Raw genomic sequence first — 19,044 nt, forward strand, 5'->3', positions numbered from 1 at the left:
ACATGTGGGGCAGGGTCCGCAGGGCCGGGGACAGGGTCGCGCACGCCTTGCGCACGGAACCGAAGGCCGGCGGGGACGGACGCCCGCACAACCTGTTCGAGGCCGCGGCGTCCTATGTCACGGCCTGCGCCGAGGACGATCAGGAACGGGCCGATGAGGCGGCCGGCTGGGTGTCGCCGGAGGCCCTGTCGTTCGGCGTCAACGAACTGGCCTGCCGGGCCGTGATCGCGCTCGCGCGAGAGCGCGGCCGGTCGCCCGAGGCGGTGGCCCGGGAGCTGCTGGGGCTGCCGACGCAGTGACCTGTCCCTCCGCGGCGGCCGATTCGCCCCCGTCCGCCGGAAAACTGCAGCTCGCGCGCCCGGCGGGGTCGTGACAAGCGGCTTCCGCGCACACTAGGGTGCGCGCGGTTGGACGAACCGATGGGGAGGCTGGGATGGCCGGGACGGACGAGGTCGCCGTCACCGCCGAGGACGACGCGCTCTACGTGCTCACGGCGGTGCTGCTGACGCCGGCGAAGTTCCCGAGTGTGCTCGGCGACGACTACCCCGAGGCCTGTGCGGCGCTCGGTCTCGCCCCGCTCGCGGACGGGTACGGGCTGGTGCTCGGCCAGGACGGCGAGGGCGCCCGGTGGACCGTGGTCACCGACGACGTCTCCCTGGTGGCCGTCGCGATCGCGTCGTGGGACTGCGGCATGGAGTACGAGCTGTCCCCGGACGAGCGCACGGTCGTGTCCGCGCTGCCCGGCTGGCCGCTCGCGGTCGCCGTCGCGGCGCCCGGCGTGCCCGCACCGCACGATCCCGGCCCGGACATCGACGACCGACCCCCGCTGACACCGCCGGACACCGGCGTCTGGGGCCCGGCCCAGCGACGCCTCGGAGCGGACGAGATCGCCCTGCAGTGGGCGATGTGGCGGGAGCAGGTCGACGCGGCCTATCCACGGCCCACCGGGTCCGCGAGCGAGGAGGGCAGCACGGCAGGCGACGCGCAGGGCGGCGCGCAGGGCGTCGGGGAGAACGGGCGGACGACCGGTCACAGCGGCATCCGGCGGGCTCTCGCCGAAGCACGCACCTACCTCGACACGCCACCGCCGCTGGGCCGGGTCCGTTCGTCGTTCGCGCCGGGAGACGCCCGGATCCTGCGGGCCGACGGACCGGGCTGGTCCCTGGTCGCCCGGACCGACGACATCGCTTTCGTGCTGCTCGACGACGAGCCGGGCGAGGTCCTGCCCGTGGGCAGGGGGCCGGAGCTGCCGGGTCTCCTCGAAGCGCTGGACAAGATGGCCGTCCGGCCCAATTGAGCCGGTCCGGGCCCGGCCCGGCGTCCCGGCCGCACCACCCGTCGCGCGTCACGGGCTTGCGCCGGTGGCCCGTCCACGCGGTGCGTCAGTGGGTGCCGACGCTCCGCGTTCCCGGGCGCCTCACCGGCCGATCTCCTTGCGTGTGGCACGGCGCAGCCTGCGCCGCTGTGACGGGTCCAGGGTGAGGTACGCCGCGGCCGGGACGCCCAGGACGATCAGGAGCGCCGCCCACCAGGGCAGCCAGATCAGCAGGATGAGCCCGACCGCCACACCCCCCACGGCGATCTTGGCGTTGTTGGACATGTCGTCGCCTCCTTCGCGGCCGATGCCGCTCTCTGTCCCGGAAACGGATCCGCGCCCACGCCGGTTCCGATCCACGACCCTGAGACATCCCTGAGGCCGGACCCCGAGGCGCCCCTGAGACTCCATGGTGACCCGGTTCACAGCTTTGTCGTACCCATGGGCGGCGGAAGTGCTGTATTCTCGGCGACTCCGCTCTGCTAGTCAAATTTGAGGACTGAGTCATAACCGAGCAGTCGACACCCCGGGAATCCTCCTCCGAGACCCTCGAACTGACCCGCTGTCATGCCGTGTTCCTACCCGGCGACCCGCCGCGCACCGGCGGCATCGCCTTCTGGCGGCCCGACGGCACGCTGCCACCTCTTCCTGCGCCGTCGCCCGCGGCGGCACCGGCCCTCGCCGACCCGACCGTGGTCGATCTCGATGTCGTCGTCGCCGGAGACGACGGGGTCGAGAGAGCGACGGTGCCCGCGGCCCTGCTGCCGTTGCGCACCGCCCTGCCGGTCCTGACACGCGTGCGTGCCGACACCGGGGACCACCGGTCGGCGGCGTTCTGGGGCGCGGCGGCCCTGCACGCACTGCAGCTCCTGTCGCGCGGCCTGCTGCTGCCGGGACTGTCGCCGGGTGACCACGACGCCTGGCGCGCCGGCCCGCTGCACGCCGAGGACGTCGAGGCCGTACGCCGCCTCGCCGCCGCGATGCCGCCGGAGGCGCATGCCGTGCCGCTGGACGGCCCGGGCCCCTTGCGGCTGCCCCGGCCGGAGCCGCTCCTGAGGGCCTTCCTCGACGCGGTGGCCGACACCCTGCCCCGCTCCCCCGCCGCTCCCTTGGTGACCGGCGGCGACGCCTACGCGTCGCTCGGCCCGGTGCACCTGCCCGGGCAGCGCGCCTGGGCCGCCGACATCGCCGCCGGCCACGACGCGGGCGTGCGGCTGTCGCTGCGGATCGAGACGGACGGACTGCCGGACATCGAGGCGGACGGACGTGGAGACACCGGGACGGACGGCCCCGGGGGCACCGGGGACACCGGGGCGGAGGGACCCGAAGACCGCGGGACGGACGGGGCGAGCGACCCGGAGGGTCTCGACGCGGACGTGGCCTTCCGGGCCGTGCTGCAGGTCCACAGCGTCAGTGACCCGGCGCTCGTGGCGGACGCCGCGGACCTCTGGGCCGGCGGCGAGGCCTTCGGCCCGCGCGCGCGGATGGACGCCCTGCTCGCGCTGCGGCGGGCGGCCCGCGCCTGGACGCCGCTCGCTCCCCTGATGTCGGCGGCCGTGCCGGACGCGGTGGCGCTCGCCGACGAGGAGGTCGTCGACCTGCTGGGCGCAGGGGCCCGGGCCCTGGCGGCGGCCGGGGTGGAGGTGCACTGGCCCAGGGGACTGACCCGGAAGCTCACCACGCGCGCGGAGGTGGGCCCCTCCGACAGCGGCACGCATCCGGACGACGAGGTGCAGGCCGGGCGGAGTCCCGGGGTGGCCCCGTCGTTCCTCTCCGCCGACGCGCTGCTCTCCTTCACCTGGTCGTTCGCGCTGGGCGACCGGCAGCTCAGCCGCGCGGAACTGGACCGCCTCGCCGAGGCCAAGCGCCCCGTGGTGCGGCTGCGCGACCAGTGGGTCCTGGTCGACCCGCAGGAGGTGCGCCTGGCCCGCTCCCGGCAGGACCACAAGGTCGCCCCGGTGGACGCGCTGGGCGTGGCCCTGACGGGCTGGGCCGAGGTCGAGGGCCACCGGGTGGAGGCACGGCCCACGGGGTGGCTCGCGATGCTGAAGGCGCGGCTCGCCGATCCCGAGGCGCAGCAGCCCGTCGAGCAGCCCGCCGCCCTCGCTGCCACCCTGCGCGACTACCAGCGGCGGGGGCTCAACTGGCTGGCGAGCATGACCTCGCTGGGGCTGGGCTGCTGCCTCGCCGACGACATGGGTCTCGGCAAGACGGTCACCCTGATCTCCCTGCATCTGCACCGGCAGACCGACGCACGGTCCGCGGGGCCGACCCTCGTGGTCTGCCCGACGTCGCTGATGGGGAACTGGCAACGGGAGATCGAGCGGTTCGCCCCGGGCGTCCCGGTACGGCGCTTCCACGGCGCGCGGCGCTCCCTGGAGGACCTCGCGCCGGGTGAGTTCGTCCTCACCACGTACGGCACCATGCGCCTGGACGCGGGCCGGCTCGGTGCGGTGCCGTGGGGCATGCTCGTGGCGGACGAGGCCCAGCACGTGAAGAACCCGTACTCCTCCACCGCGCGTGAGCTGCGTTCCATCGGCGCACGCGCGCGTGTGGCCCTCACCGGCACCCCGGTGGAGAACAACCTGTCGGAGCTGTGGGCGATCCTCGACTGGGCGACTCCGGGACTGCTGGGCCGGCTCGGCACCTTCCGGCGACGGTACGCGGAGGCGGTCGAGGGCGGCCGGGACCCGGCGGCCGCCGACCGTCTGGCCCGGCTGGTACGGCCGTTCCTGCTGCGCCGCCGCAAGTCCGACCCGGGCATCGCCCCCGAGCTGCCGCCTAAGACGGAGACGGACCACGCCGTCCTGCTCACCCAGGAGCAGACGGCGCTGTACGAGGCCGTGGTGCGCGAGGCGCTGGCGGAGATCTCCAGCGCGGGCAGCATGGCCCGGCGGGGCCTGATCGTGAAGCTGCTGACCGGTCTCAAGCAGATCTGCAACCACCCGGCCCAGTACCTCAAGGAGGAGCGGCCGGTGATCTCCGGGCGCTCCGGGAAGCTGGAGCTGCTGGACGAGCTGCTGACCACGATCCTCGCCGAGGGGGCCGGTGTCCTGGTCTTCACGCAGTACGTGCAGATGGCCCGCCTCCTGGAACGCCATCTGACCGGGCGCGGCACGCCCTCGCAGTTCCTGCACGGCGGCACGTCCGTCGCCGAACGCGAGGCCATGGTGCGGCGGTTCCAGGGCGGTGAGGTGCCGGTGTTCCTGCTGTCGCTGAAGGCGGCGGGCACCGGGCTGAACCTGACCCGGGCCGAGCACGTGGTGCACTACGACCGCTGGTGGAACCCTGCCGTCGAGGCGCAGGCGACCGACCGCGCGTACCGCATCGGCCAGACGCGGCCGGTGCAGGTGCACCGCATCATCGCGGAGGGAACCGTGGAGGACCGCATCGCCGAACTCCTGGCCCGTAAACGGGAACTCGCGGACGCGGTCCTGGGCTCCGGCGAGTCCGCGCTGACGGAACTGACGGACGCCGAACTGGCCGACCTGGTCGAGCTGCGAGAGGGCGTGCGATGAACCGGTACGACGACGCCCCGGAGCGGACGTTCGCCGCGCTGCCGCCCGCCCGCGGCAAGGCGTTCACCGCGAGTTGGTGGGGCCGGGCCTGGCTGCAGGCGCTGGAGGACACCGCGCTCGACCTGGCGCAGCTCAAGGCGGGCCGGCGGCTGGCCCGGGCGGGAGCGGTCGGCGCGGTGTCGGTGCGCCCGGGCCGGCTCACGGCCGTCGTGCAGGACCGCGACGGCACGGCCCACCGGGCCGACGTCCTGCTGTCCGAGCTCTCGCCCGCGCAGTGGGACCGTTTCCTCGACATGACGGTGGAGCGGGCCGGTCACGTGGCAGCGCTGCTGGACCGGGAGATGCCGCCGCACCTCGTGGAGGACGCGGCGAGCGCGGGTGTCGACCTGCTGCCGGGGATCGGCGACCTGGAACCGGAGTGCGACTGTGACGCCTGGGACCACTGCGGGCACACCGCGGCGCTCTGCTACGAAGTCGCGCGGCTGCTCGACCAGGACCCGTTCGTGCTGCTGCTGATGCGCGGGCGGACCGAACCCGCCCTGCTGGAGAACCTCCAGGCGCGCAGCGGAGCACACGCCGTTCCGGACCCCGCCGAGCCGGACGGGGTGGACGCGGCCGAGGCGTACGCGGCCGGTGACATCCTGCCGCCGCTTCCGGCCCTGCCCTGGCCGCCGGACGAACCGGGGACGCCGCCCTCCCTCGACACCGATACGCCGCCCGCGCCCGGCGTGGACCCGACGGCACTGGAGTACCTGGCGGCACGCACCGCCGTGCATGCCCACCGGCTGCTCGCCCGGGCGCTCGAAGGCGACCCCGGGGTGCAGCTGACGTCCGGACAGGACGCGGTGCGGCTGGCCGCGGGCGATCCGGCTCGGGACGTGGCCGACCGGCTGGCCGACGGGTCGGGGCGGGGACGCGAGGGACTGGCGACGGCCGTCCGCGCCTGGCGTCTGGGCGGCCCGGACGCCCTGTCCGTGCTCGACGAGGAGTGGCAGGTCGAGGGCGAGGCCCTCGCACGCGCGCGTGCCGCCCTGGAGGCGGCCTGGGACCCGGAGGAACGACCCGCGCTGCGGGCGCGGGGCAACCGGTGGACACCGGTGGGCTCGGCGACCCAGCTACGCCTCGGCCGTGACGGCCGCTGGTGGCCCTACCGCAAGGAACGCGGCCGCTGGCAGCCCGCCGGAGAGCCCACCCGGGACCCGGCCACGGCTCTGGCCGCCGCGGAGCCCGCACCGGGGGAACCGGGGGAACCGGGGGGAAAGGTCGGACCGTGAGGGTGACGCGCGTCGGGCGCACCTGGAGGTGACCTGAGTCCGGCGCCAGGGCTCCGGTCGGTGGGCCGGTGTGATCGCTGCCCTGTACTCAGCGTTGGAGCTCTGGCCCGGAAAGCAGGCCCGGACGGTGGCCGAACACGGAGTCGGAGCTCCAACCCGTCGGCCCTCGGGGACGGCAGGAGCGAGGGTGCGAGGCGCGTGCGGGGACCACCGCGCCGGCCGGTCGCGACGTCCGGCCGGCGGGTCTTCGCGCGCGTGGTGGCACCCACACGCGCGGGGTGGCACCCACAACGGCCACGCGCGCGTGGCGGCACGAACCGGGGCCACGCGCGCGCGGGGGTCAGCCGCGGGCCCCGAGCAGGTGGTCCATGGCCAGCTGGTCCAGGTGCTCGAACGCCATGCCGCGCGCGGCGGCGGCCTCGACGTCGAACGTCTCGAAGGCCGTCCGGTCGGCGAGCAGGGCCTGGAGGCCGTCCGCCGCGGTCGGCTGCGCCAGCTCGTCCAGCCGGGCCGCGCGCAGTGCCTCCTGGACTTCCGGATCGGCGCGGAACGCGGCGGCGCGCTCCTTGAGGATGAGGTAGTTGCGCATGCAGCCGGCCGCCGAGGCCCACACGCCGTCGAGGTCCTCGGTGCGCGGCGGCTTGAAGTCGAAGTGGCGCGGGCCGGTGTAACCGGCCGACTCCAGCAGGTCGACCAGCCAGAACGCGGCGCGCAGGTCCCCGGCGCCGAAGCGCAGGTCCTGGTCGTACTTGATGCCGGACTGGCCGTTGAGGTCGATGTGGAAGAGCTTGCCCGCCCACAGGGCCTGGGCGATGCCGTGCGGGAAGTTCAGGCCGGCCATCTGCTCGTGCCCCACCTCGGGGTTCACGCCGTACAGCTCGGGGCGCTCCAGGCGTTCGATGAACGCCAGCGCGTGGCCGACGGTCGGCAGCAGGATGTCGCCGCGCGGCTCGTTCGGCTTCGGCTCGATGGCGAAGCGCAGGTCGTAGCCCTGGGACGTGACGTACTCGCCGAGGAGGTCGAAGGCCTCCTTCATCCGGTCCAGGGCGGCGCGGACGTCCTTGGCGGCACCGGACTCGGCTCCCTCGCGGCCACCCCAGGCCACGTAGACCTGGGCGCCGAGCTCGGCCGCGAGGTCGATGTTGCGGATGGTCTTGCGCAGGGCGTAGCGGCGTACGTCGCGGTCGTTGGCGGTGAAGGCGCCGTCCTTGAAGACCGGGTGCGTGAAGAGGTTGGTCGTGGCCATCGGGACCTTCATGCCCGTGGCGTCCAGCGCCTGCCGGAAGCGCTTGATGTGGTTCTCGCGCTCGGTGTCGCTCGAGCCGAACGGGATCAGGTCGTCGTCGTGGAAGGTGACGCCGTGCGCGCCGAGCTCGGCCAGGCGCTGCACCGTCTCGGCCGGGTCCAGGGCGCGCCGGGTGGCGTCACCGAAGGGGTCCCGTCCCTGCCAGCCGACGGTCCACAGGCCGAAGGTGAACCTGTCCTCGGGGGTGGGCTGGTAGTTCATGCCGCGGCTCCTTGCTCGCTGAGGCTATTTCGTCATGCCGGTTTACAAATTAGTATGCGAGCACCTTCCTGGGAAGGGACAAGGTGCCCCCGAACACAGGCACGTGCCGCGCGCAGTAGGGAGAAACCCGATGTCAGCAGCCGAGGGTCCGCTCGTCGTCGGCGTGGATTCGTCCACCCAGTCCACCAAGGCGCTGGTCGTCGACGCGGCCACCGGCCGGGTCGTCGCCAGTGGCCAGGCGCCCCACACGGTCACCTCGGGAGCGGGGCGCGAGAGCGATCCGCGCCAGTGGTGGGACGCGCTGTGCGAGGCGCTGCACCAGTGCGGCGAGCCGGCGCACGAGGCCGCCGCGGTCGCGGTCGGCGGCCAGCAGCACGGCCTGGTCACGTTGGACGGCCGGGGCGAGCCGGTGCGGCCCGCCCTGCTGTGGAACGACGTGCGCTCGGCACCCCAGGCAGGGCGTCTGACGGAGGAGCTGGGCGGGACGAAGGTCTGGGCCGAGCGCACCGGCAGCGTTCCCACGGCCTCCTTCACGGTCACCAAGTGGGCGTGGCTGGCCGCGCACGAGCCGGAGGCGGTCCGCGCAACGAAGGCCGTGCGCCTGCCCCACGACTACCTGACCGAGCGGCTCACCGGTCAGGGCACCACGGACCGAGGCGACGCCTCCGGTACGGGCTGGTGGTCCTCCGGCACGGAGGCGTACGACGACGAGATCCTGGCGCACGTGGGTCTCGATCCGGCGCTGCTGCCGCGCGTGGTCCGGCCCGGCGAGATCGCGGGTACGGTCCGCGACAGCCACGATCTGCCGTTCTCGAAGGGCACTCTGGTCGCCCCCGGTACCGGCGACAACGCCGCGGCGGCGCTGGGCCTCGGGGTCCCCCCGGGTGTCGCGGTGATGAGCCTCGGCACGTCGGGCACGGTGTACGCGGTGTCCCGCAGGCGGCCCGCCGACCCCACGGGCACGGTGGCCGGCTTCGCCGACGCCCGGGGCGACTGGCTGCCGCTGGCCTGCACCTTGAACTGCACGCTCGCCGTGGACCGCGTGGCCACGCTGCTGGGGCTGGACCGCGAGGCCGTCGAGCCCGGCACGGCCGTCACGCTGCTTCCGTTCCTGGACGGTGAACGCACCCCGAACCTGCCCGACGCCTCCGGGCTGCTGCACGGCCTGCGCCACGACACGACCGCCGGCCAGCTCCTGCAGGCGGCCTACGACGGTGCGGTGCACTCCCTGCTCGGCGCTCTCGACTTGGTGCTCGACGAGGATGCCGACCCCTCGGCGCCCCTGCTGCTGATCGGCGGAGGGGCCCGCGGCACGGCCTGGCAGCACACCGTGCGGCGCCTGTCGGGACGCCCGGTGCAGGTGCCCGAGGCGAAGGAACTGGTGGCCCTGGGCGCCGCCGCGCAGGCGGCCGGCCTGCTGACCGGCGAGGACCCGGCGGCCGTGGCACGCCGCTGGGGCACCGCCGCCGGTCCGGTGCTCGACGCCGTCGAGCGGGACGAGGAGACGCTGGCCAGGATCGCCGGGGTACTCTCCGACGCGGCTCCGCTGCTGGAGCGTCCCACCCGCACCGACTGAGGACTGGCTCAGGCATGACCGCACCGCTGCACGAGGCCCACCCGACCGGGCGGCGACGCGCGCTGCCCGACACGCAGCAGGGGATGCGCCGCCGCAATCTCGCCCGTGTCATGCACGCCGTCCGGGCCGAGGGGCCGCTCTCGCGGGCCGCCGTCGCCTCACGGATCGGTCTGACCCGGGCCGCGGTCTCGACGCTCGTCGACGAGCTGATCCGGGCGGGACTGCTGGACGAACTGGGACCCGAGCGGCCCGGGCGGGTGGGCCGGCCGGGCTCCGCCCTCGCCGTCAGCGGACGCGGCCCGGCCGGGATCGGCGCGGAGGTCGGCGTCGACCACCTCGCCGTCTGCGCCGTCGACCTCACCGGCACGACCCGCGCACGGGCGATACGGCAGGGAGCGAACCGCGGCCGCTCCCCCGAACCCGTGATCGCGGAACTCACCGAACTGATCCGCCAGGTCGTCTCCGAGGCGGAGAGCGAAGGACTGTGGCCGGCGGGCCTGGCCGTGGCCGTGCCGGGCCTGGTGGCGCGCGACGGCCGGACCGTGGTCCGCGCACCCAACCTCGACTGGCGCGACACCGACCTCGGCGCGCTGCTGCCGGCGGAATGGCCGCCGACCGTGGACAACGAGGCCAACTTCGGGGCGCTGGCCGAACTCTGGCTCGGTGAGGACACACCGGGCGACTTCCTGCACGTGTCGGCGGAGATCGGCATCGGCGCCGCGCTCGTCGTGGACGGCGGACTCCTGCGCGGAACCCGCGGGTTCGCGGGCGAGCTGGGCCACGTGCCGGTCCGCCCCCGACGGGCCGGAGTGCGTGTGCGGGGGCCGCGGCTGCCTGGAGCAGTACGCCGGTGAGGAGGCGGTGCTGCGGGCGGCCGGCCTGGAGCCCGACCGGGACCGGGTGGGAGCACTCGCGGGTCGTGCAGCGGAGGGCGACGAGGACGTCCGCCGCGCCCTGCGGGACGCCGGATCCGCACTCGGGGTCGCCCTGACCGGGGCGGTCAACCTGCTCGATCCGGAGAGCGTCGTGCTGGGCGGGGAGCTGTCCGGGCTGGCACCGTGGCTCCTGCCCTCCCTGCGGGAGGAGTTGGCGCGGCGCACGGCGGGACCCGCCTGCCCGGTGTCCGTGTCTCGGCTGGGCCCGGAAGGCCCTCTGCTGGGGGCCGCGCACTCGGTGGTGCGGGCGGTCCTCGACGACCCGGCGGCATTCGCCGCGCAGCGGTGAGGGCGGCTCCCGTCCCACCGGCGCCCCCTCCGCCCTCTCTCGTCCCACCGGCGTCCCGCTGCTCGCGAGATCCGCAATACCCCGTACGGGTGAGCTAGTTGTGCACATCACCGGCCTCGTCCACGGAAAGCCGACGCTTCCCTCCGACCGCCCGGCAGGCGCCGTAACTTGATCGACGCGAGCCGCACCCACCGCGGCCACCGCCACCCAGTCGATCGCACGGCACCGTCCACCGGCCCCGGAAGGAATCCCACATGAACCACACGACTGCCGTCCCCAGCAGGCGAGGCCTCCTCGTGGGCGCCGCCCTGACCGCCCTCCCGTGTGCCCTGTTCCCGGCCCGGGCCGCCGCTGCCGGGGCACGGACCGTCGACCACCCCGGATCCGCGTGGCATCCGGCGAGCCGGTCCAACTACACGCCCGCGAACCGCCCCCGGGCCCATCCGCTGGACTTCGTCGTCATCCATGTCGCGCAGACGACCTACACCGGCACGCTGTCCGTGTTCCGCGACCCGCGCGAGAAGGTCTCCGCCCACTACGTCGTGCGGTCGTCGGACGGACGCGTGGCGCAGTGCGTACGCGAGTCCGACATCGCCTGGCACGCGGGGAACTGGGACTACAACACCCGCAGCATCGGCATCGAGCACGAGGGCTGGGTGGACCGGCCTGGCTTCTTCACGGACGTCATGTACGAGCGGTCGGCCCGGCTCACCGCGTCGATCTGCGAGCGGTACGGCATCCCCCGCGACCGCGCGCACATCATCGGGCATCACGAGGTACCGGGCAGCGACCACACGGATCCCGGCCGGCACTGGGACTGGAAGCGCTATCTCAGACTCGTCCGCGACCACTCCTGAACGCGGTCCCGCACGCGCCGGACCACCTCACGTCCCGGTTACGAATCGCTCAACCCCTGGTTGCGGGCGGGTGATCGCGCGACCATAGGGCCATGAGTCTGGCCCAGCGCGCCATCGAGCGCCTGCAGGCCTGGCCCGACCTCATGGCGGGCCCGGCGAGTTGCGGTACCGGACGGGCGTTGCGCTCCGTCAACGACGAGATCGTCCACTTCCACTCGGCCCGGGACGTCGACCTGCACCTCACGGACAGAGCCATCCGGCGCTTCCATCACAACCTGTCCGGCTCGAGCGCGATCCACCTGGTCCCCGGATCGGACTGGGTGACGGTCCACCTCGACTGCGAGGCGGACGTCGACCTGCTGCTGAGCCTGCTGAGCATCGCCCTCAAGGCACACCAGGCCTCGCCCGCGGACCGCGGCCCGCGGCTTGCCGGCTGCAACTTCCACCGGGTCAGGGTGCTCCCCCGGGACGCCGTCGCGGGCGGCTGAGTCTTGGCGGGAGAGGGCGAGGGCGGGGCCGGCGCCGTCCGCGCGCAGGACGTTCCTGCGGCGGAGGACGTCAACGCCCGGGCCTGGGACGCGTACGGGGCACACCACCTGCGGCGGGGCACGGTGCTGCCGGAGGCGGAGCGGATCGACTGGGGGTTCGAGGGCGGGGGGCCGGACGCCGGGATCCTCGGCGAACTGACGGGACGCCGGGTGCTCGACCTCGGATGCGGTACGGCGCGGCACGCCGCCCATCTGGTCCGGGCCCACGGCGCACAGGTGGACGCGGTCGACAGCGCGGAGGGCCAGTACGAACGGGCGCGCGCCCGCTACGGCACGCTGCCCGGACTGCGGCTGGTCCTGGCCGACGCGGTGGAGCACCTGCGCTCGGCGGAGCCGTACGACGTGGTCTACTCGGCCAACGCCGTGCCGTACATCGATCCGCACCGGCTGCTGCCCGCCCTGTCCGGGGCACTGAAGCCGGGCGGCAGGCTCTGCTTCACGGTGCTGCGCACCGATTCGGCCGGTGACGGGCCGTCGGACCGGGTCCGCTCGCGGCCCGAGATCCTGCGGCTGGCCGGCGGCGGTGAGGTGACGGTGCACATGTGGGTGCTCACACCGGACCTGTGGACGGAGTTGCTCACCGAGTACGGACTGCGGGTGGAGCGGGTCGACGTCCTCGATGCGCCGCAGGAGGGCAACCACGCTTCCTATCTGCTGTTCCAGGTCACCAGGCCCGTCCGCGTGTCCTCCCGGCCGCGCGTGGGCAGACCGCCGCCCGCCCACGCGGCGCTCGGGGTCGGTGCGGTGCTGTACGGTCCGCGCGGGTTGCTGCTGGGCCGTCACCGGCGCGGGACGTGGGAGCTGCCGGGCGGCACGGTGGAGCCGGGCGAGTCGCTGCGGGAGACGGCTGTGCGCGAACTCCGCGAGGAGACCGGGATCGAGGCGCGGCCGGAGGACGTCCGGTTGCTGGGGACGCTGCTGGACGAGGTGGGCGGTGTCGTCCGGGTGACCGTGGCGGCCGAGGTCACCGCATGGCGGGGCGAGCCGGCGGACCAGCCCGGCGAGAACGTGGGCCGCTGGCGCTGGTTCGCTCTCGACCGGCTGCCGGAGCAGTTGTTCGTGTGCAGTGCGCAGGCCCTCACCGCGTGGCGGCCCGGCCTGCCCATCGACCACGACCCTGCCCACTTCACCCCGTACGCCACCGGAACGGGCGACGGCTGAGGCACCCGGAGGGGTGTGTTTTTTCGGCCGTTCCCGCGTGGCCGCCGCCCGGCCGGCCCCGCCCGGCCTCCCGGTCTGGTGCACTGCCCCCGACAGTCCCGACGGTCGACGAGGCATCAGGGGGCACGGTGGCAGGTCGTCACAAGCGGCGCAGGGCAGGCAGATCGGTCCTGGCACTCCTCACGGCGTTCGGTGCGCTGGCCGGTGCGGGCCTGGCGGGGGCGGCCCCGGCCGACGCCGTCCAGAAGCGCGCACGGGTGGCGCCGGGCGTCACCTACGAGGAGTTCGACATCGACGCGGCCAAGGGGGTGGCGCACGCGCACGTGCTGCGGGTCGATCTGGGTCATCCGCAGGTGCGGGTCGACCTGCTGTACCCGGGGGCGGTCGCCTCGCGGGCGCAGGTGTCGAGGATGGCCGACGCCCAGGGCGCGGTCGCCGGTGTCAACGGCGACTTCTTCAACATCAGCGAGGCACAGCACCCCGGCGTCGAGGTGACCGGCGCGAGTGTGGGACCGGCGATCGCGGCCGGACGGACCCTCAAGGCCGCGGTGCCCGAGGGGCAGCGTTTCGGGCCGGCGTTGCCGTCCGGCACGACCACGGAGGACGTGTTCGCCGTGGACACCGACGGGCGGGCGCGCCTGGACCGGCTGGCCCTGGACGGCTCGGTCAGCACGGCCGACGCGCAGCTTCCGCTGGGCGGGCTCAACCAGTACGCGCTGCCGGTCGGTTCGGTCGGCGCGTTCACCTCGGAGTGGGGCAGCGTCTCGCGCGTGCGCGCCACCTGCGGCACGGACACGGACCGGGCGGCGCCGTGCAGCACGGACACCTACGAGGTGACGGTCCGCGACGGCGCGGTGGTGTCGGCCGCCGACACCCCGGGCAGTGGGCCCATCGCGGCGGGTACCACCGTGCTGGTGGGCCGGGAGGCGGGCGCGCAGCAGCTGCGGAAGTTCGCCACGGGTGAGGAGGTGCACATCGAGCACCGTCTGGTGGCGGCCACGGGTGGCGCCGCGTACCGCCTCGCGCTGGGCGGCTATCCGGTGCTCAGCGGCGGAAGTCCCTTGCCGGGTCTGGACGACACGACGTCGGCCGTGCGCACGGCCGTGGGGATCGCGGACGGCGGGCGGCGCCTGCTGCTGCTCGCGCTGGACGGGGCGGCCGCCTACCGCACCGGGCTGACGATCGCCGAGGTCGCCGGAACCATGCGGGAACTGGGCTCGGACGACGCCTTCAGCCTGGACGGGGGCGGGTCGTCGACGCTCGTCGCCCGGAAGGCGGGCGCGAGCGCCGTGTCGGTGCGCAACCACCCCAGCGGCGGTGCCGAACGGGCCGTTGCCAACGGCATCGGCGTGTTCTCCGGGACGTGAGGTCAGGGCCGCAGACCGCTGACGATGTCCGCCGTCGCGGTGAGGCCGCTGTGGATGGTCGGGGCGATGCTGGTGCTGGCCAGGGAGAACCCGAGCAGCAGGCAGACCAGCGCATGGGACACCTTCAGGCCGCCGTTGCGCAGGAAGATCACCGCCAGGATCGAGAGCAGCAGCACCACAGAGATGGAAATGGCCATCGTCGACTCCTCCGCCACGCCGCCTTGTCCGGTTCACGGCGTTCGGCCGCAAGTGTGGCGTAGCGGAGGGTTCGTCGGTGCGGCTGGCCTGTCCGCCGAACGTGTGGTGTCCCCGCGGTCCCGGCGGCCCTACGGCTTGCGCCGGGCGTCCAGGAAGCTCTCGAGCCCGGCGAGGTCGTCGGTGTTGAGGTGGTCGACGCCCGCGGCGAGCAGTTCGCCCCACACGGCGTCGCGGGCGGGCCCGGGCAGATCCGGGGTCGCCCAGAACCGCACCGCCTGCCCGCGCCGGTGGGCGGTCGTGACGATGCCCCGCAGTGTCCGCCGCTCGGCGTCGGGGAAGGCGCCCACGCCCTGCCACGTGAAGTTGAGCGTCCAGTTGTCGCTGATGAGGGGGATGAGGGAGGCCGGCGCCCGGCTGCCGAGGTCGGCGAGACGGCCGTCGTAGAAGGCGCGCCGGACGGACTGGGCCTCCAGGGGGGCGCGGGCCGCCCGGTCGCCGGAGACGACGACGGTGACCGGGCCGGGAAAGACCCTTCCGTGGGCGTAGGTGGTGAACAGGTGCCGGTGGCGCCGGAGATGCCGGTCGAGTTCGAGGTAGGTCGACGCGCCCTCGGTCTTGATGTCGACCAGCAGTTGCAGCGAGCCGCGGTGACCGCGGTACACGGAGCCGTGGTGGGCGCGCACCCGGGCGGCGAGCGGGTCGAGGTAGAGGGATTCCAGGGTGCGGGACGGGTCGAGGTCCGCCGGGTCGTGGGCGACCAGGAGCCGGTCGCCGACCAGGTGGATGTCGGCCTCGACGCTGCCGAAGCGGTGGTCGAGGGCGTCGTACAGGGGGCGGGGGTGCTCGTAGTCGTTGTGGGCGTGGGCGTGCCACAACGGGCGGGGCCGGTGCCGGCGTTGGTCGGCCAGGGCGTCGGTGGCGGGGAGGGCGACCGTGCCCGCGAGGGCGGCGCCGAGGGTGGTGAGGGCTCTGCGACGGGTGGTGAGGGCCATGCTCTGCCTCCCTGGAAGTGCCGTACGGGAACCCTGCGAGTATGGGGTCCCGGTCGCTCAACCAGCAGGCTCGCGCGCCGAGTTGGCCGGACTGCCGCCGTGTGTTCACCTCTTCCGGGACGAGGCGCACCGAAAAGCCCGCCCCTGGTGGGGCGGGCTTCACCGCGCTTGCCCGGCCTGCCGCCGGACCTCGAGGTGCCGACGGGAGGGGCTTCAGGGCGCCTGGAGGTCGACGAGCGCGGCCACGGCCTCTCGGTGGGCGCCGGCCGTGCCGAAGACGATCGAGTCGGCCTTGGCGCGCTTGAGGTAGAGGTGTGCCGGGTGTTCCCACGTCATGCCGATGCCGCCGTGCAACTGCACCGCCTCCTCGGCGGCGTGGACGGCCACGGGTGCCGCGTACGCCTGGGCGACCGCGACGGCGAGGTCGGCGTCCTCGCCGGTCGCCAGGGCGTCGGCGGCGTTGCGGGCGGCCGCGCGGAGGTTGACGACCTCCAGCCACAGCTGGGCGAGGCGGTGCTTGAGCGCCTGGAAGCCACCGACGGGCCGGTTGAACTGCTTGCGTTCCTTCAGGTAGCGGACGGTCTCCGTCAACGTCCACTCGGCGAGCCCGAGTTGCTCGGATGCGAGCAGCCCGGCCCCGGCGCGCAGCGCACGGCGCACGGCGGGCTCGGCGTCACCGAGCAACGTGCCCGGTGCCCCGTCCAGTTCGACGGTGGCCAGGGGCCGGGTCAGGTCGAGCGACACCTGCGCCGTGATCGTCGCGGCGCCGGCGTCGACCGCGTACAGACCGCCGTCGTCGGCGGGTACGAGCAGCACGTCCGCGACGACGGCGTCGGCGATGCCGGTCAGTGTGCCGTGCAGCGCACCGTTCTCGCGCCGGACGGTCCGGTGGGCGGCCCCCGGCGCGGTGTTCAGGGCGACCGCGAGGGCGCCGATCGCCGTGCCGGTGGCGAGGTCGCGCAGCAGGTCGTCCGCGCCGCAGGCGAGCAGCGCCTCGGTGGCGACGACCGCGCTCGTCAGGTACGGCACGGGTGCGACCGCGCGACCCAGTTCCTCCAGCACCACGGCGGCTTCCCGGTGGGTGGCGCCCTGCCCGTCGAGCTGCTCGGGCACCAGCAGGCCGGCCAGGCCCATGCCGCCGGTGAGGGACTTCCACACGGCCAGATGGTGCGGGGTGTCCGACTCCGTGCGGGCGATGACGCCGGGGGCGTCGCAGTGGTCGGTGAGCAGACCGCGGACGGCCGCGCGGAGCGCCTCTTCCTCCTCGGAGTACAGCAGATCGCTCATCGGGCCAGGTCCTTCCAGGCGACGTCCTTGTCGGTGCGCGGCTCGGGGGGCAGTCCGAGGACGCGCTCGGCGACGATGTTCAGCAGGACCTCGCTGGTCCCGCCCTCGATGCTGTTGCCCTTGGAGCGCAGGTAGCGGTAGCCGGCCTCGCGGCCGGTGAAGTCGACCAGTTCCGGGCGCCGCATGGTCCAGTCGTCGTACGACAGGCCCTCCTCGCCGAGGAGTTCGACCTCCAGGCCGCTGATCTCCTGGTTGAGGCGGGCGAAGGCCAGTTTCATGCCGGCGCCCTCGGGGCCGGGCTGGCCCGCGACGAGTTGCTGGCGCAGCCGCTCGGCGGTGAGCCGGGAGACCTCGGCCTCCACCCAGAGCTTCAGCAGCCGCTGGTGCAGGTCGTGGGTGCGCAACTCGGGCCGCTCGCGCCAGGTCGTGGAGACGGGCCCGATCATGCCGCCCTCGCGGGGCAGCCGCATGCCGCCGATGGCCACGCGCTCGTTGTTCAGCGTGGTCTGCGCGACCCGCCAGCCGTCGCCGACCTCGCCGAGACGCCGCGCGTCGGGGATGCGGACGCCGGTGAGGAAGACCTCGTTGAACTCGGCCTCGCCGGTGATCTGCCGCAGCGGCCGCACCTCGACGCCCGGGTCGGTCATGTCGCACACGAAGTAGGTGATGCCGCGGTGCTTGGGCACGTCCGGGTCGGTGCGGGCGATGAGGATCGCCCAGCGGGCCACATGGGCGCTGGACGTCCAGACCTTCTGCCCGTCGACCACCCACGTGTCGCCCTCACGCACCGCGCGGGTGCGGAGGGCGGCCAGGTCCGACCCGGCGCCGGGTTCGCTGAACAGCTGGCACCAGACCTCCTCGCCGGTCCACAGCGGCCGCAGGAAGCGTCGCTTCTGCTCCTCGGTGCCGTACTGGAGGATCGTCGGCGCGGCCATGCCGAGGCCGATGCCGATGCGCCGCGGGTCGTTGTCGGGCGCCCCGGCCGCGGCCAGTTCGGCGTCGACGACGGCCTGCAGGGAGCGGGAGGCGCCGAGCCCGCCGAGGCCCTGGGGGAAGTGCACCCAGGCCAGCCCGGCGTCGAAGCGGGCCCGCAGGAAGTCGAGACGGTCGGTCGAGGCCGGCGGGTGCGCGGCCAGGAACTCCCGCGTGCTGTGGCGCAGTTCCTCGGGGGTCATGCCGACTCCTCCATCACGACGGCGATCCGGCCGGTGGTCCGGCCGTCGGCCACCTTCTGCACGGCGTCGGCCGCTCCGGCGAGCGGCACGCGCTCGCTGACCAGCGGCTTGATCGCGCCCCGCGCGGCCAGCTCGGTGAGCTGCTCGTGGCAGTGCCGGACGAGCTTCGGGTCCTTGCTGTTGTACAGGCCCCAGTGCAGGCCCAGGATCGAGTAGTTCTTCACCAGGGCGTGGTTGAGGGCCGGGCTGGGGATGGTGCCGCTGGCGAAACCGACGACGACGATCCGCCCCTCGAAGGCGACGGTCTTGGCGGACTGGGTGTAGGCCTCGCCGCCGACCGGGTCGTAGACCACGTCGGCGCCCCGGCCGCCCGTGGCCTCCTTGACGGCGGCGACGACGTCGTCGGAGCGCCGGTCGATCACCACGTCGCATCCCAGCTCGCGGGCGACGGCCGCCTTGTCGGGGCCGCCGACGACACCGATGACGGTGGCGCCGGCGGCCTTCCCGAGCTGCACGGCCGCGCTGCCGACCCCTCCTGCGGCAGCGTGGACGAGCAGCGTCTCTCCGGCCTCCAGACCGGCCCGGCGGTGCAGGCCGAACCAGCCCGTCTGGTAGCCGATGTGCAGGGCGGCGGCCTCGGCGTCGTCCAGGGCCTCGGGCGCGGGCAGCAGGGCGGCGGAGTCGGCGAGGGCGTACTCGGCGAAACCACCGTGCGGCAGCGCCGGGTTGGCGATGACCCGGCGGCCGTCCTCGGTCTCGCCGCAGATCTCCACGCCGGGGGTGAACGGCAGCGGCGGCCGGACCTGATACTGGCCGCGGCACAGCAGGGCGTCGGGGAAGTTGACGTTGGCCGCCCGCACCCTCAGCAGGACCTGGCCCTCGGCGGGGGTGGGCGGCTCCGCGTCCTCGAGCCGCATCACCTCGCCCGGCTCGCCGTTCTCGTGCACGTGCCATGCCTGCATGCGGGGCCTCCACGGGGGACTGCTTCGTCTGACCGGGGTCGGTTCGCATACTAAGCGGTCGCTTGCCGATCAGGGAACAGCCT

16 protein-coding genes and 1 pseudogene are annotated in these 19,044 nt (G+C 74.2%); 10 read left to right on the forward strand and 7 right to left on the reverse strand.

From position 1 onward, the window contains the following. The first annotated feature begins 2 nt into the window (after positions 1–2). On the forward strand, positions 3–299 hold the full coding sequence (locus ACZ4M5_RS13750) for a hypothetical protein (RefSeq protein ID WP_467736580.1): 297 nt from the start codon (positions 3–5) through the stop codon (positions 297–299). A gap of 134 nt (positions 300–433) precedes the next feature. Beyond that, a complete protein-coding gene (locus ACZ4M5_RS13755; protein WP_467736229.1) occupies positions 434–1,297 on the forward strand; it encodes a hypothetical protein in 864 nt (287 codons plus the stop codon). 120 nt (positions 1,298–1,417) lie between these two features. On the opposite strand, the gene ACZ4M5_RS13760 is transcribed toward ACZ4M5_RS13755, so the two are convergent. After that, on the reverse strand, positions 1,418–1,600 hold the full coding sequence (locus ACZ4M5_RS13760; protein WP_467736231.1) for a hypothetical protein: 183 nt from the start codon (positions 1,598–1,600) through the stop codon (positions 1,418–1,420). 287 nt (positions 1,601–1,887) lie between these two features. Here ACZ4M5_RS13760 and ACZ4M5_RS13765 point away from each other — a divergent pair, with 287 nt between their 5' ends. Next, positions 1,888–4,833: a DEAD/DEAH box helicase gene (locus ACZ4M5_RS13765; RefSeq protein ID WP_467736233.1), complete on the forward strand. Its 2,946-nt coding sequence runs from the start codon at positions 1,888–1,890 to the stop codon at positions 4,831–4,833. Beyond that, a complete protein-coding gene (locus tag ACZ4M5_RS13770; protein ID WP_467736235.1) occupies positions 4,830–6,107 on the forward strand; it encodes an SWIM zinc finger family protein in 1,278 nt (425 codons plus the stop codon). The genes ACZ4M5_RS13765 and ACZ4M5_RS13770 overlap by 4 nt, the downstream gene beginning before the upstream one ends. 340 nt (positions 6,108–6,447) lie before the next feature. On the opposite strand, the gene xylA is transcribed toward ACZ4M5_RS13770, so the two are convergent. Continuing rightward, positions 6,448–7,614: a xylose isomerase gene (gene xylA / locus ACZ4M5_RS13775; RefSeq protein ID WP_467736237.1), complete on the reverse strand. Its 1,167-nt coding sequence runs from the start codon at positions 7,612–7,614 to the stop codon at positions 6,448–6,450. 130 nt (positions 7,615–7,744) lie between these two features. On the opposite strand from xylA, the gene xylB reads away from it, so the two are divergent. The 6 genes and pseudogenes from xylB (at position 7,745) to ACZ4M5_RS13805 (ending at position 14,347) form a co-directional block, all read left to right on the forward strand. Further along, positions 7,745–9,190 carry a xylulokinase gene (gene xylB, locus ACZ4M5_RS13780; protein WP_467736238.1) on the forward strand — a complete coding sequence of 482 codons (1,446 nt, stop codon included), beginning with the start codon at positions 7,745–7,747 and terminating at the stop codon, positions 9,188–9,190. Between the two features lie 14 nt (positions 9,191–9,204). Further along, a pseudogene (locus tag ACZ4M5_RS13785) lies at positions 9,205–10,414 on the forward strand (ROK family protein). A gap of 254 nt (positions 10,415–10,668) precedes the next feature. Beyond that, complete coding sequence (locus ACZ4M5_RS13790) at positions 10,669–11,271, forward strand: N-acetylmuramoyl-L-alanine amidase (RefSeq protein WP_467736240.1); 603 nt, start codon at positions 10,669–10,671, stop codon at positions 11,269–11,271. 92 nt (positions 11,272–11,363) lie between these two features. Beyond that, complete coding sequence (locus ACZ4M5_RS13795) at positions 11,364–11,759, forward strand: luciferase domain-containing protein (RefSeq protein WP_467736242.1); 396 nt, start codon at positions 11,364–11,366, stop codon at positions 11,757–11,759. 123 nt (positions 11,760–11,882) lie between these two features. Further along, entirely contained in the window at positions 11,883–12,980 is a 1,098-nt protein-coding gene (locus tag ACZ4M5_RS13800; RefSeq protein WP_467736582.1) for a bifunctional class I SAM-dependent methyltransferase/NUDIX hydrolase, read from the forward strand. Between the two features lie 128 nt (positions 12,981–13,108). Beyond that, positions 13,109–14,347 (forward strand): phosphodiester glycosidase family protein, encoded by a 1,239-nt coding sequence (locus ACZ4M5_RS13805; RefSeq protein WP_467736244.1) that lies wholly within the window; start codon positions 13,109–13,111, stop codon positions 14,345–14,347. 2 nt (positions 14,348–14,349) lie between these two features. Here ACZ4M5_RS13805 and ACZ4M5_RS13810 read toward each other — a convergent pair whose 3' ends face one another. The 5 genes from ACZ4M5_RS13810 to ACZ4M5_RS13830 all read right to left on the reverse strand — a co-directional run bounded on the left by ACZ4M5_RS13810 (position 14,350) and on the right by ACZ4M5_RS13830 (position 18,961). Then, a complete protein-coding gene (locus tag ACZ4M5_RS13810; protein WP_333929917.1) occupies positions 14,350–14,544 on the reverse strand; it encodes a hypothetical protein in 195 nt (64 codons plus the stop codon). 129 nt (positions 14,545–14,673) lie between these two features. Further along, positions 14,674–15,537, reverse strand: coding sequence for a phosphatidylinositol-specific phospholipase C/glycerophosphodiester phosphodiesterase family protein (locus ACZ4M5_RS13815; RefSeq protein ID WP_467736246.1), 864 nt, complete (start codon positions 15,535–15,537; stop codon positions 14,674–14,676). 213 nt (positions 15,538–15,750) lie between these two features. Beyond that, positions 15,751–16,824, reverse strand: a complete 1,074-nt coding sequence (locus ACZ4M5_RS13820; protein ID WP_467736248.1) for an acyl-CoA dehydrogenase family protein — start codon at positions 16,822–16,824, stop codon at positions 15,751–15,753. Continuing rightward, positions 16,821–17,999 carry an acyl-CoA dehydrogenase family protein gene (locus ACZ4M5_RS13825; protein WP_467736250.1) on the reverse strand — a complete coding sequence of 393 codons (1,179 nt, stop codon included), beginning with the start codon at positions 17,997–17,999 and terminating at the stop codon, positions 16,821–16,823. The genes ACZ4M5_RS13820 and ACZ4M5_RS13825 overlap by 4 nt, the downstream gene beginning before the upstream one ends. Further along, positions 17,996–18,961 (reverse strand): NADPH:quinone oxidoreductase family protein, encoded by a 966-nt coding sequence (locus ACZ4M5_RS13830; RefSeq protein WP_467736252.1) that lies wholly within the window; start codon positions 18,959–18,961, stop codon positions 17,996–17,998. Before ACZ4M5_RS13830 ends, ACZ4M5_RS13825 begins: the two co-directional genes overlap by 4 nt. Between the last annotated feature and the right edge of the window lie 83 nt (positions 18,962–19,044).

Source organism: Streptomyces sp. NPDC026246 (genome assembly GCF_055567995.1).

Excerpts from the sequence above, each read along its gene's own strand:
- ACZ4M5_RS13770 (WP_467736235.1), top strand. The coding sequence starts at position 4,830 with ATGAACCGGTACGACGACGCCCCGGAGCGGACGTTCGCCGCGCTGCCG.
- ACZ4M5_RS13830 (WP_467736252.1), bottom strand. The coding sequence starts at position 18,961 with ATGCAGGCATGGCACGTGCACGAGAACGGCGAGCCGGGCGAGGTGATG.
- ACZ4M5_RS13760 (WP_467736231.1), bottom strand. The coding sequence starts at position 1,600 with ATGTCCAACAACGCCAAGATCGCCGTGGGGGGTGTGGCGGTCGGGCTC.
- ACZ4M5_RS13825 (WP_467736250.1), bottom strand. The coding sequence starts at position 17,999 with ATGACCCCCGAGGAACTGCGCCACAGCACGCGGGAGTTCCTGGCCGCG.
- ACZ4M5_RS13755 (WP_467736229.1), top strand. The coding sequence starts at position 434 with ATGGCCGGGACGGACGAGGTCGCCGTCACCGCCGAGGACGACGCGCTC.
- xylB (WP_467736238.1), top strand. The coding sequence starts at position 7,745 with ATGTCAGCAGCCGAGGGTCCGCTCGTCGTCGGCGTGGATTCGTCCACC.
- ACZ4M5_RS13810 (WP_333929917.1), bottom strand. The coding sequence starts at position 14,544 with ATGGCCATTTCCATCTCTGTGGTGCTGCTGCTCTCGATCCTGGCGGTG.
- xylA (WP_467736237.1), bottom strand. The coding sequence starts at position 7,614 with ATGAACTACCAGCCCACCCCCGAGGACAGGTTCACCTTCGGCCTGTGG.
- ACZ4M5_RS13750 (WP_467736580.1), top strand. The coding sequence starts at position 3 with ATGTGGGGCAGGGTCCGCAGGGCCGGGGACAGGGTCGCGCACGCCTTG.
- ACZ4M5_RS13790 (WP_467736240.1), top strand. The coding sequence starts at position 10,669 with ATGAACCACACGACTGCCGTCCCCAGCAGGCGAGGCCTCCTCGTGGGC.
- ACZ4M5_RS13795 (WP_467736242.1), top strand. The coding sequence starts at position 11,364 with ATGAGTCTGGCCCAGCGCGCCATCGAGCGCCTGCAGGCCTGGCCCGAC.
- ACZ4M5_RS13820 (WP_467736248.1), bottom strand. The coding sequence starts at position 16,824 with ATGAGCGATCTGCTGTACTCCGAGGAGGAAGAGGCGCTCCGCGCGGCC.
- ACZ4M5_RS13815 (WP_467736246.1), bottom strand. The coding sequence starts at position 15,537 with ATGGCCCTCACCACCCGTCGCAGAGCCCTCACCACCCTCGGCGCCGCC.